General features: G+C 35.0%; 10 protein-coding genes. 5 read left to right on the top strand and 5 right to left on the bottom strand.

Annotated features, from left to right (window positions below; translation table 11 throughout):
- Positions 1-4: 4 nt before the first annotated feature.
- From DFR66_RS04685 to mutY, 3 genes are read right to left on the bottom strand one after another with little or no spacing between them, the layout of a single operon-like run.
- Positions 5-1,300 (bottom strand): gliding motility-associated protein GldE, encoded by a 1,296-nt coding sequence (locus DFR66_RS04685; RefSeq protein WP_114753680.1) that lies wholly within the window; start codon positions 1,298-1,300, stop codon positions 5-7.
- 23 nt (positions 1,301-1,323) lie between these two features.
- On the bottom strand, positions 1,324-1,764 hold the full coding sequence (locus tag DFR66_RS04680; RefSeq protein WP_114753679.1) for a single-stranded DNA-binding protein: 441 nt from the start codon (positions 1,762-1,764) through the stop codon (positions 1,324-1,326).
- A gap of 44 nt (positions 1,765-1,808) precedes the next feature.
- On the bottom strand, positions 1,809-2,846 hold the full coding sequence (mutY, locus tag DFR66_RS04675) for an A/G-specific adenine glycosylase (RefSeq protein ID WP_114753678.1): 1,038 nt from the start codon (positions 2,844-2,846) through the stop codon (positions 1,809-1,811).
- A 133-nt stretch (positions 2,847-2,979) separates the two neighbouring features.
- On the opposite strand from mutY, the gene DFR66_RS04670 reads away from it, so the two are divergent.
- Both DFR66_RS04670 and DFR66_RS04665 read left to right on the top strand, forming a co-directional pair.
- Entirely contained in the window at positions 2,980-3,270 is a 291-nt protein-coding gene (locus DFR66_RS04670) for an HU family DNA-binding protein (protein ID WP_066080765.1), read from the top strand.
- A gap of 378 nt (positions 3,271-3,648) precedes the next feature.
- Positions 3,649-5,193, top strand: a complete 1,545-nt coding sequence (locus DFR66_RS04665; RefSeq protein ID WP_114753677.1) for an Rne/Rng family ribonuclease — start codon at positions 3,649-3,651, stop codon at positions 5,191-5,193.
- Between the two features lie 210 nt (positions 5,194-5,403).
- Here DFR66_RS04665 and DFR66_RS04660 read toward each other — a convergent pair whose 3' ends face one another.
- On the bottom strand, positions 5,404-5,847 hold the full coding sequence (locus tag DFR66_RS04660; protein ID WP_114753676.1) for a nucleoside deaminase: 444 nt from the start codon (positions 5,845-5,847) through the stop codon (positions 5,404-5,406).
- A gap of 59 nt (positions 5,848-5,906) precedes the next feature.
- On the opposite strand from DFR66_RS04660, the gene DFR66_RS04655 reads away from it, so the two are divergent.
- From DFR66_RS04655 to DFR66_RS04645, 3 genes are all read left to right on the top strand, one after another.
- Positions 5,907-6,758, top strand: coding sequence for an energy transducer TonB (locus DFR66_RS04655; RefSeq protein WP_114753675.1), 852 nt, complete (start codon positions 5,907-5,909; stop codon positions 6,756-6,758).
- A 182-nt stretch (positions 6,759-6,940) separates the two neighbouring features.
- Positions 6,941-8,722 carry a 1-deoxy-D-xylulose-5-phosphate synthase gene (locus DFR66_RS04650; protein WP_114753674.1) on the top strand — a complete coding sequence of 594 codons (1,782 nt, stop codon included), beginning with the start codon at positions 6,941-6,943 and terminating at the stop codon, positions 8,720-8,722.
- Positions 8,723-8,760: 38 nt separating this feature from the next.
- Complete coding sequence (locus DFR66_RS04645; protein WP_114753673.1) at positions 8,761-9,795, top strand: DUF3078 domain-containing protein; 1,035 nt, start codon at positions 8,761-8,763, stop codon at positions 9,793-9,795.
- A 56-nt stretch (positions 9,796-9,851) separates the two neighbouring features.
- Here the strand turns inward: DFR66_RS04645 and DFR66_RS04640 are convergent, their stop codons facing one another.
- Positions 9,852-12,509: a T9SS-dependent M36 family metallopeptidase gene (locus DFR66_RS04640; protein WP_158634638.1), complete on the bottom strand. Its 2,658-nt coding sequence runs from the start codon at positions 12,507-12,509 to the stop codon at positions 9,852-9,854.
- Positions 12,510-12,544 lie beyond the last annotated feature (35 nt).

Below are 12,544 nucleotides of genomic sequence, written 5' to 3'. Positions count from 1 at the left end.
TTACTTATTCAATCGTTACTTTTATTTGCTTTACCCTTTTTTGATCCACAGCTTCAACCGTAAACAGGCAATTTTCGAATGAAATTTTCTGGTTCTTTTTCGGAAAATTTCCCAAAATTTCAAGAATAAAACCAGCCAGTGTTTCGGCTTCTCCTTTTTTGATTTCGAATAATTCTTCATCTACATCAATTATTCTGTAAAAATCCTTGAGGTTTATTTTTCCTTCAAAAAGGTAATTTTTATCGTCAATTTGGGAGTAATTAATATTCTCATCGTCAAATTCATCGCTGATATCACCAACGATTTCTTCTATTACGTCTTCAAGGGAAACCAATCCTGAAGTTCCACCATATTCATCGACCACAATCGCGAGATGACTTTTCATGCTCTGAAAATCTTTCAACAAATTATCCAGTTTTTTATTCTCAGGAACAAAAAAAGGTTCACGCAACAACGATTTCCAGTCAAATTCATTCGTATTAATGTGCGGAAGCAAATCCTTAACATACAAAACGCCTTCTATTTGGTCTATATTGTCTCTATACACCGGAATTCTAGAATATCCTTTTTCTATAATTTTAGGGCAAATAACAGAAAAAGATTCGTCTATTTCTAAAGCAAAAATATCTATTCTGGGACTCATCACTTGCCTAGTATCCGTATTTCCAAAGCTCACAATTCCTTCTAATATTTTTTGCTCTTCGGTAGAAGTTTCATCCGAAGCAGTTAACTCTAAGGCTTGTGATAATTGGTCAACGGAGAAATTTGTTTTTTGCTTTGCTAATTTATTGTGCAAATAAATCGTGACAGCGCGCATGGGTAGACTTATAGGCGAAAGCAATTTATCCAGAAAAGCAATTGGATATACAATCAGTTTGGCAAACTTTATATTGTTTCTGCTGGCATATACTTTTGGCAAGACCTGACCAAATAACAAAATTAAGAAGGCAGCGGTCAATATTTCCAAAATAAATTTTAGAAGTGGTGTTGTTACTGCAGAAAAAATAGTTTTTCCAACTAACGAAAATAATAATACTATAGAAATGGTAATAATATTATTAGCAACAAGAAGAGTCGCCACTAGCTTTTTTGGTTTTTCTAAAAGTGCAGCTATAAATTTCCCTTTAGAATTATTTTCTTGTAGCGTCTCATCAATGTCCTTTTGTGACAACGAAAACAAGGCTACTTCCGCTCCTGATATTAATGCGGAACAAAACAGCAAAACAACTATTCCTACAAAACCAAAAACTAGATTAGTATCAATGGCGTACGCAAAAAATAAACTGGGCTCTGGGTCCAAATTAGTTAAGATTAATTAAACAATCAAAATGGCAAGTCATTAATAGGCAAGACATTATTTTCAGGGTCAAAATTAGTGTTTTTCGGGACATCAGTTGCAGGAATTTGTTTGTTGTTTTCACTGTCTTTTTTTGTGGAAAGAAAAGTGAATTCGGTTACCTGAATTTCAGTGGTGTGCTTTGTACTTCCGTCATCTGATTGCCATTGGCGGGACTTAATGCGCCCTTCCACATATATTTTATCTCCTTTCGAGAGGTATTTTTCACAAAGTTCAGCCGCTTTATTGCGCACTACAAGATTATGCCACTCTGTAGAAGTTATTTTTTCATTGGTAGTTTTATTGATGTACACTTCGTTTGTAGCCAACTGAAATCTACCGATACAGTTGCCTCCGTCAAAATAATGCATTTTGATATCATCGCCAAGAAAACCAATTAGCATGACCTTATTTAATGTTCCGTTCATTTTAGAATGTGGTATTTAATCAAAGATACATTTTTTTAGAAACTCTATAAATCCTTTTCAATAAAATTATGAATTACAATTGGAAACGGAAAAGTTCTCAATGTTTCCACATCAATCCCGTTTTCAATTGTACCTCCAATTTTCACTTTCCAAAACTTAATATGCAAATGCTGGTGTGACAATTTATGAATGATACTTTTCTCGTTGTATTCTAACATACTTACGATAGTATTATCTTTAAAATACTCCGCTTGAACAGCTTCACTAACACAATCAAAATCTTCCTCTTTTTCGGTTTCCATCAAAGGGAATTCATATAAGTTGTGCCAAATTCCTTTGTCCGTTCTTTTTTGAATTATAGTGTTATCATTTTCATCTGCAACAACCATATAATTAAAATATCGGTTCCTAACTTTTAGTTTTTTGGATTTAACAGGCAACTGATCAACTTTGTTTTTTTGCAAAGCAGCGCAACTTTCGTTAAAAATACAAATACCGCAATTCGGACTTTTAGGAACGCACTGCAACGCACCAAACTCCATAATGGCTTGATTGAAAGTTGCAGGATTGTCTTTTGGCATCAGTTCGAAAGCTAGTGCAGCGAATTCTTTTTTGGCGGAAGCCTGAGCAATATCCGTATCGATGTCAAAATAACGGGACAAAACCCGAAACACGTTACCATCAACCACAGGAACAGGTTCGTTATAGGAGAAAGAGGCAATTGCCGCTGCGGTATAGTCTCCTACACCTTTCAGTTTCATTAAGTCATTATAATTCCCTGGAAAAACTCCCAACAATTCCTGTGCTACGTGTTGAGCGGTTTTATGCAAGTTTCGAGCTCTAGAATAATATCCTAATCCCTGCCAGAGTTTCAAAACCTGTTCTTCATTGGCTTTAGCCAAATCAAAAACAGTAGGAAAAGCGATTGTAAAAGACAAAAAATACGGCATTCCTTGTGCTACACGCGTTTGCTGCAACATGATTTCAGAGAGCCAAATAGCGTACGGATCGGTGGTATTTCTCCAAGGCAAATCGCGTTTGTTTTGTAAATACCATTGTATTAACAAGTTAGAAAAAATCATGTTTTAATTATTTGTTAGCAAATGTAAAAGTTTATGTAATTAAAATTTAATGAATTAGCTTGAATAATTGTTTTTTAAATTCCTATATTTGCAAACTCAAAAAAATAGTACAACATTATAAATAGGAAAGAAAATGACGAAAGCAGATATCGTAGCAAAAATTTCAGAAAAATTAGGTCTTGAAAAAGGAGATGTTCAAGCAACTGTAGAGACCTTTATGAATGAAGTTAAAAATTCATTAGAAACTGGAGACAATGTATATTTAAGAGGTTTTGGAAGTTTTATAGTGAAGACTAGAGCGGAGAAAACTGGTAGAAATATCTCAAAAAATACTACAATAAAAATTCCTGCACACAACATTCCAGCATTTAAACCTGCAAAAGTTTTTGTAGAAGGAGTGAAAACAAATAACGAAGCAAAATAATAATATTAATCATAAAATCTACAAGACATGCCAAGTGGTAAAAAAAGAAAGAGACATAAGGTAGCAACGCACAAACGTAAAAAAAGAGCGAGAGCTAACCGTCACAAAAAGAAAAAGTAGTTTTAAACTACTTTTTTCTTTTTAAACGTTCATTGAAATTGAAAGTTAGTAATCAGTATTCAGTTTATAGTATTCAGTCAACTGCAAACTTAACACTGCAAACTGCCAGCTAATTTTCCCCGGGTACAATACCTGTTAAAATATTGTTTAATCCATCCTTACAGCCAGTTATGAGTTATAAGTTATGAGTTATGAGTTGCAATACTTTTGACTTTCGACTTTTGACTTTCGACTTAAAGTCAGGATAAAAATTTACAAATGAATAAAGAATTAATCATTAGATCTAGTTCTGAAGCTGTAGATTTTGCCTTATTAAAAGATGGAAAACTAATTGAATTACACAAAGAAGAAGAAAAAAGCAACTTCCAAGTAGGCGATATTTTTATTGCTAAAATCAGGAAACCAGTTGCTGGACTTAACGCTGCTTTTGTAAATGTTGGCTTCGAAAAAGATGCCTTTTTACATTATCACGACTTAGGACCTAACTTATCTTCCCAACTGAAATTCATAAAACTTGTAAGCGCAGGTAAATTAAAAGATTTCTCCCTAAAAACCTTTCAGTTTGAAAAAGAAATAGACAAAGATGGCACCATCACTGATGTGTTGAGTTCCAATCAATCTGTTTTAGTACAAGTCGTAAAAGAACCTATATCTACTAAAGGACCTCGAATAAGCGCTGAGCTTTCTCTTGCCGGAAGATTTATAGTTTTGGTTCCGTTTTCTGACCGTGTTTCTATTTCACAAAAAATAGAAGACAAAAAAGAAAAAGAACGCTTGAAACGATTAGTACAATCCATCAAACCAAAAGGATTTGGTGTTATTGTTCGCACAGTAGCCGAAGGCAAAAATACAGCCGAATTAGAAAAAGATTTGCAGAACCTGCTCAGCAGATGGACTGCAATGTGTAAAAAATTACCAACTGCTCATCATCCCTCTAAAGTATTAGGAGAACTCAACAGAGCCTCTTCGATATTACGAGATGTATTCAACGATACCTTCAGTGGTATTCAGATAGATGACGAAGAGTTGTACAACCAAACAAAGGATTATTTGCAAGAAATTGCTCCATCCAAACAATCAATCGTTAAGTTTTATCAATCAAAAGACACACCTATCTTCGAGAAATACAACATAGAGAGACAAATCAAAACTTCTTTTGGAAAAACAGTATCCATGAGTAAAGGGGCTTATCTTATTATCGAACACACTGAAGCTCTACACGTTATTGACGTGAATAGTGGAAACCGTTCTAATAAAGCTACCAATCAGGAAGATACAGCCATGGAAGTCAATATGATTGCTGCTGCCGAAATCGCAAGACAATTACGTCTACGTGATATGGGCGGAATCATAGTAATTGATTTTATCGATATGTCAAATCCTGAAAATCGTAAAGTGTTGTTCGATTTCTTAAAAGAAGAAATGAGCGATGATAAAGCAAAACACAAAATCTTACCTCCAAGTAAATTTGGATTAGTCCAAATTACAAGACAAAGAGTAAGACCAGAAGTTAATATTAAAACTAGAGAAGAAGATCCAAACAATGAAAGCGGCGAAATTGAAGCGCCAATTCAAATCATTGATAAAATCGCTTTTGATTTAGAAAGAGTATTAAAAAACCACAAAGATGTTGTCCTAAATGTACACCCTTTTGTGGCCGCATACCTTACCAAAGGTTTTCCATCATTACGTTCAAAATGGTTTCTTGAACATAAAAAATGGGTGAAAATTATACCTCGTGATGCTTACACGTATTTAGAATATCATTTCTACGACAAAAAAGAAAATGCTGTCATAGAATAAATTACAAACCGCCTTTCGTGAGATTGGCGGTTTTTTTGTGCGTCATTGCGAGATTTTTCGAAGCAATCTGTAATTTATAATTTATATGTTTTTAGGAGCTATTTACAGCTATCCGCTATATCTTTTGCAAAGCTGCCAGCCTTTTGAAGGCTGGCAGCTTTGCAAAAGGATGCCGCTTCTATCTGGGCTAAAGTATTTAGGATAAGAATATTATTTCCTTCTATCGACAAAAAATCGCTTCATCAACTCCGAGGCTTCATTAGCCATAATTCCAGAAACAACCGTAGTTTTAGGATGCAATTGTGTTCCCATTTTTACAAAACCGCGATTTTCATCGCTGGCACCATACACAATTTTCGAAATTTGACTCCAGTACAAAGCGCCGGCACACATCTGGCAAGGTTCCAGTGTGACATAGAGTGTACAACCTATTAAATATTTCCCACCAAGATAATTCGCAGCAGCAGTAATGGATTGCATTTCGGCATGAGCTGTCACATCATGAAGTAATTCGGTCAAATTATGACTTCGAGCAATGACTTTGTTATCAATGACAATTAGAGCGCCAACAGGAATTTCGCCTTTTTCAAAAGCCATTTCGGCCTCCTGCAAAGCCTTTTTCATAAAATATTCGTCGGCAAATGGGTTTATCATACAGCAAAAGTAAGGATTTGAAATAATTTTCGTTAGTTTTATAATCAGAAACGTAAAGTATGGTAAGGAAATATAAAATCACAATTTCGGAACCTTGTCAAGAAGATTGGAACAAAATGACTCCAAATGACCAAGGTCGTTTTTGTATGAGTTGCGCTAAAACTGTTGTAGATTTCACTGTAATGTTACCTGAACAAGTGCAGCATTTTTTCATACAAAATCAAAACCAGAATATCTGTGGTAGAATGAGAAAATCGCAATTAGATTCGATTACCATTCAAATCCCAGATCGTGCACTTTATATTCAAACTCAGTATCACAAAATGTTTTTGTTAGCATTGTTTATCACAATGGGAACCACTTTGTTTAGTTGTGCCGATAAAAATGGAAACAAACAAAAAATTGATGCTGTTGAAGTGGTTAAAGACAGTACAAAAGCATCTCGAATAACTGTTGGCATGATGTTGCCAGAAAAAAACAATACCCAAAACCATGTTCAACCTCCTGCGCCAGCAACCAAGGTAAATCATGTAAAATTTATAAATCCCCAAACAATTGCTTGCGAAGAAACAACAAAGAACGAGACTGTTGTTGAAGATGTCATTTACAACGGAGGTATCGGTTTCGAATTCCCTCCAGAATATAAAGGCGGGATTGAAAAATTTTATACTTTTTTTAAAGAAGAGTTCAAACATCCAGAAAATTTAAAAAATAAAATTACCAAAATCTCAATCTCATTCGTTGTGGATAAAGACGGCTCATTGACCTATGTCAAACCCCAATCCGAAATTGACGAAGCTTTAGAAAGTGAAATTATTAGAGTTTTGAAATTATGTCCTAAATGGAAACCAGGTGAACAAAATGGTAAAAAAACACGAACATTATACACTGAATCTATTTCTTTGATCTAAACAAAATAATTTTGACAAAACGTATTTAGCATAACTAATTACAATTGTTTCAAAAAGCAACCAATCTGAACTTAGTTGACCTATTTAATTACCTACTTGTAAAAATAAGACAGGTACTAGAATCGTCTAAAATTGAAAAAAAGATTCCAATTTAAAACCGTAAATTTGCTTTTTATAAAATAATGAAAAACAATTTACTTTCAAACATCAATAACCCAACCGATTTACGCTTGCTTGACGAAGCGCAGCTTCCTCAAGTTGCCCAAGAATTACGCGATTTTATTATCGACATTGTGGCGGTAAAAGAAGGTCATCTTGGCGCAAGCTTAGGAGTCATCGAATTGACAATTGCCTTGCATTATGTTTTTGACACACCAAACGATTTATTGATTTGGGATGTAGGTCATCAAGCCTATGGACATAAAATACTCACCGGTCGCAGAGAAAGTTTTCATACTAATCGTCAATTAGGCGGTATTTCCGGTTTCCCAAAAAGAAGCGAGAGTATTTACGATGCTTTTGGCGTAGGCCACTCCTCCACTTCTATTTCGGCAGCGTTAGGAATGGCGATTGCTTCTAATTTGAAAGGTGATTACAGTAAACAACACGTTGCTGTTATTGGCGACGCTTCTATTGCCTCAGGAATGGCTTTTGAAGGATTAAATCACGCCGGAGTTACTGATGCTAATTTATTAGTAATTCTCAATGATAACGCTATCGGGATTGATCCAAGTGTAGGCGCTTTAAAACAATACCTCACAGCCGTAAAAGAAGGAAAAAATCCGAGGCAAAATAACATGATTAAATCTTTGAATTTTGATTATTCGGGTCCAATAGATGGTCACGATATTTTTGCTGTGATTAAAGAACTGAAACGTTTACATAAAATAAAAGGACCAAAATTCCTTCATATCATTACCACAAAAGGAAAAGGCCTACAACAAGCCGAAGAAGACCAAGTAAAATACCATGCTCCAGGCAAATTTGATGCTTTAACAGGAGAAATTCACATTAAATTCGAAGAGAATCTACCTCCAAAATATCAGGATGTTTTTGGCTTGACCGTATTGGATTTGGCAAAAAAAAATGAAAAAATAATAGGAATTACACCAGCGATGCCATCAGGAAGTTCCTTAAAATTCATGATGGATGCCTTTCCTCAACGTGCTTTTGATGTGGGAATTGCAGAACAACATGCAGTGACTTTAGCCGCCGGAATGGCAACTCAAGGAATGATTGTTTATTGCAATATTTACTCGACTTTTCTACAAAGAGCTTATGACCAAATTATTCATGATGTGGCTTTACAAAATCTTCCCGTAATTTTTTGTTTGGACAGAGCAGGTTTAGTAGGAGAAGACGGAGCAACACATCACGGTGTTTTCGATTTGGCTTATTTGCGTTGCATTCCTAACATGATTGTTTATGCACCAATGAATGAAATAGCACTGCAAAACATTCTTTATACTGCACAATTAGGATTAAATCATCCAGTAGCCATTCGTTATCCACGGGGTCGGGGAGTCATTCAAAATTGGCAAACACAACATCTTGGGAAGTATAAAAAAACAGCAATTGGAAAAAGTATTTGCATCAAACAAGGTTCTAAGGTAGCCGTTTTATCCAATGGAACTATTGGCAATACTGTCTCTTTGGCTATAGCCAAAATGAAACATCCAGAAACGATTGCGCATTATGACTTTTCATTTGTCAAACCACTAGACGAAAAAGCATTACATACTATTTTTAGTAAATTTACTGCTATAATTACCATAGAAGACGGTACTGTAAAAGGCGGTTTTGGAAGTGCAATTCTAGAATTTGCATCAGAACACAATTACGTGTCAAAAATTACTGTTTTGGGTATACCAGATGAATTTATTGAACAAGGAACTGTAGCTGAATTACAACAATACTGCAAAATTGACGTTAAAAGTCTTGAAATACTTTTTTCAAGTTATTAAAATAATTATTTTGCAATCCCAAACACATGCACTCTCAAATGAAATTATTAACCTACACATTATTTCTGCTTGTTTTCACATTTCCTTTTAATAGTTTTTCTCAAGAAGCGACAAACACTATTCTTTCAGACGGACTCAAACCTATAACCACACTAACAACTGCTGGTAAAACTTTATATGTTCCGCTAAAAATACAAACAAAAACACATTATCTTCCATTATCCTATTGGACTAAAAAAAACAGCTTAGGCTTTGATATTTCTGAAGTTGCTTTCATCAACTGGTCTGCCGGGGGAACAAGTTCAATTTCGGGATTATTTAAAGGTAATTTTCACAGAGTATATAACCGAAGTAATTATAACTGGTCAAATGAATTAATCGTTAGATACGGATTGAACAAACAAGACGGAATAGATCTAAGAAAAACCGAAGATGCGATTCAATTAAACTCTACTTTTGGATATAGAAAAGATACGCTTTCCAACTGGTTTCATTCAGCTAAATTTAATTTTAACACGCAGTTTACTAACGGTTACGCGTATCCAAATACTGAAAAGGCAATTTCAAAACCTTTTGCTCCCGCTTATATTTTTATGGGAATAGGTGCTGAAAATATTAATAAAGAAAAAAGTAGAACGTTTTACATCTCTCCATTTACATTTAAAACAACCTTAGTTTTAGACCAAAGATTAGCAAATCAAGGTGCTTTTGGAGTTGTAAAAGCCACCTATGATCTCGATGGAAACCTAATAAATGCTGGGGAACAAGTCAAAATGGAACTTGGCTTTCTGATTACCAACAAATACAAAAAAGAAATCTTCAAAAATATCAGCTTAGAAAATCGTCTGAGCTTATATTCTGATTATATAAATCGTTTTGGGAATATAGATGTTGATTGCGATTTGCAAGTTAAGCTTGTTGTAAATCAATATGTAAAAGCTAATATTGGGGCACATGTAATCTATGACGATGATATTAAATCAAAAAGAGAAATTGCTGGAATACAAGTAACCGAAGGCCCAAAAACTCAAATAAGACAAGCAATTGGAGTTGGCATTGAGTACATATTCTAAATAAAAAGACCTGAAATATTTGTTATATCTCAGGGCTTTTTATTTAACTAATTATTTTAATTTATAATTATTTTTTCTACATATTTCAAAGCTTCTCCCGTAATATCAATCATATATATACCAGCGCTAAGTTGGCTTAAATCAAATGATTTTTCATTACTAAATGCTACTTTATCCTCGCTATAAACTATTCTACCATTAAGACCAACCACATTTACAGTTACTAATCCATTATAGTTGTTAATTCGAACCGTTATATTCCCAGTTGATGGATTTGGATACACACGCATCACATTTTCTTGATTAATATCTACTGTTCCTAATGTACAATTTGCTCCAGCAGCTGGTGTAGTAAAATCTTCCGCTTGATCGTTTCCAACATTGTTGTCTCCAGCAGATGCGTTTACTCCTAGTCCTCTTGCAGCAAAAACCTCCCAAATCAAACAGAAATCTTTACCCCCAGTAATAGCTTGATCAGCAGCTATGATTGCATTTCTACCGTCTATAAAAGTTGGGCTACACGGCTGCAACTTCAATCCGTCTAACACTAACTGCATTACTTTATTATTACCTCCTTTTCCTGTATATTTATTATCATCATATCCGTATTTATTGATATAGGCCCATGTTAAATCCCATAACATCGTAGCCCATACAGAACCAACGCCGTGCACTGAAGTCTCCTCTACATTTTCGGCATTTATAAACTGAAAAGAGTTCGTAACACCATAAGTCATTGGATTTACTGAAGTGTCAGTCGAGTATGGGAAACTACGAATTCCTACTCCATCGGTTTTTTGAGAAGACACGAAAGTTCCAATTCCTCTTTTAGCAGTACCAACATCTCCTGGTTTTAATTGCATCATCAAGGCAAACCAATCTGACCAACCTTCACCCATTTGATCCGTATTATCTAAACATCGGGAGTTGTTTCTTCCTCCTGCCAAACGTGTAGAGATTCCGTGACCGTATTCATGTGCTATAATTCCATTATCAAAATCACCATCGGAGTTAACAAAAGAAGACGATTCTAATTGTAATTTAACGTTAACCGCACCGCTTTGCATTTGCTCTATTATACTATCTCCAAGAGCCTTAGTAATACTGATTACTGGAATTGCAATACTTTCATCGGCACCAGACATATTTACTTCACCTTGAACATTATTAACAATTATAACCGCAATAGCTCCAGCATCTTGCGCAAATTTAGCCTTAGCCACAAAATTACAAGAGCCACGGTACAATACCACAATTTTACCATTCAAAGCAGCAGCATTACTTGGTGCTGAACAACCTAGTGATCCTGCACCAGAATTATCTATGTATAGTGCTAAATTTGATTGTAAAAATTCAGGGGCAACTGGTAAATCTACTTTTCCGGGATTAAATGCGTTTTGCCTAGCGCCATAAGTCCCTGCTAAAATACTTGGAGCAGTTATTATGACAGGGCTAATTGAAGGTGTTGTATTCCATAGAAACATTTGCATACGTGGGCTACTTCCATCAACAGGAGTAGAGAAGTTGGCGTTATTTATGCGTGGTGGCGAAGCTACAGATCCGTCTTGTGCATCCGCAAAAACATAGTCAGCAGCAGTACCGCCTCTTCCGTAATTATTTTGTTGAAAATTCCCACTAGCCTCATTAAAACCGTACTGATACCATACATCATGCATGATATTGTTCATGTAAAACAAATTTGTACAAGCTGCATCAATATAACTAGAAGCGTTCACACTTGTACCTCCATAGGGAAAATCAAATAGTAATGAATTTCCTCCCTCTGGACTGTATCCATCTAAGGAATTATTTGATTCAAAATCCTCCTTGGCCCATACATTATTCCCTCTAGTTGTGGTAAATTCAGCCCCATTATTACCATCAATATCATGCCATCCAAAAGGTGATGCGATAGAATTAGCTGGATTACTTACTAGTTGGAAATTACCGTGGATAGGACTTTCTACTTGAAATGGTAGCACTCGATAAGTCCCGGCTTGAACTTGAGCTTTTACAGGAGTGAAAATCTGATTGTAGGATATTGATTCTGGAGTACTCAAATGATTATGACTAGAAAAAAAACCTTTATGATCGAAACTACAATTGATAACGGTATTGATTTTTTCTAAAATTTTACCCGTTAATGCATCCACTCTAACACTCCAGATTTTATCATGATCAGCGGTTGGTATTGTCATATCCCAAGCTAATTTTAGATCACCACTTTTACTCTGATGGTAAACCAAATTAGCTACAATAGGTTCTTCGTTACTAACCCCAGTAATAATAGTGTATGAATTAGGTTGTGGATGCGATTTAATTTGAAAATTACCAGCTAATGGTAAGCCTAATTGAAAATAAACTTTGGCTGCAGCTTCGGGCGCCGCCAAAGATGGTTTTGTAGCATAGATTTTTTTATTAAGATCAGATACAACACGCTCTTGATGACCAATAACCTTTCCGTCTTTAATATAAAAATTAGAAATAGATCTAAAAATCTCTATACCTTGGTAACGCTGCACTACAAAACAGTTGGTAATGCCTGTAGTCCCTGAAGGAGCTTCACTTTGAATTACCCAATCTTGTAATGATTGACTAGAGACCATTGCCCTAGCAGATGGGCTTTTTAAGTAACTCTTAATGATTTCACTATTACTCTGACAAAAAATAAAACAAGGAAGTACTAAAATAACGAATAGTAAAATTTTTTTCATAAATATTGATAGTTTGGCAAAACAAAAATAACCAA

The organism is Flavobacterium glaciei, assembly GCF_003350545.1.
Lineage (GTDB): Bacteria > Bacteroidota > Bacteroidia > Flavobacteriales > Flavobacteriaceae > Flavobacterium > Flavobacterium glaciei.
Note: the sequence above shows the minus strand (reverse complement) of the source record. Positions and strands in the feature narration are given on the sequence as shown.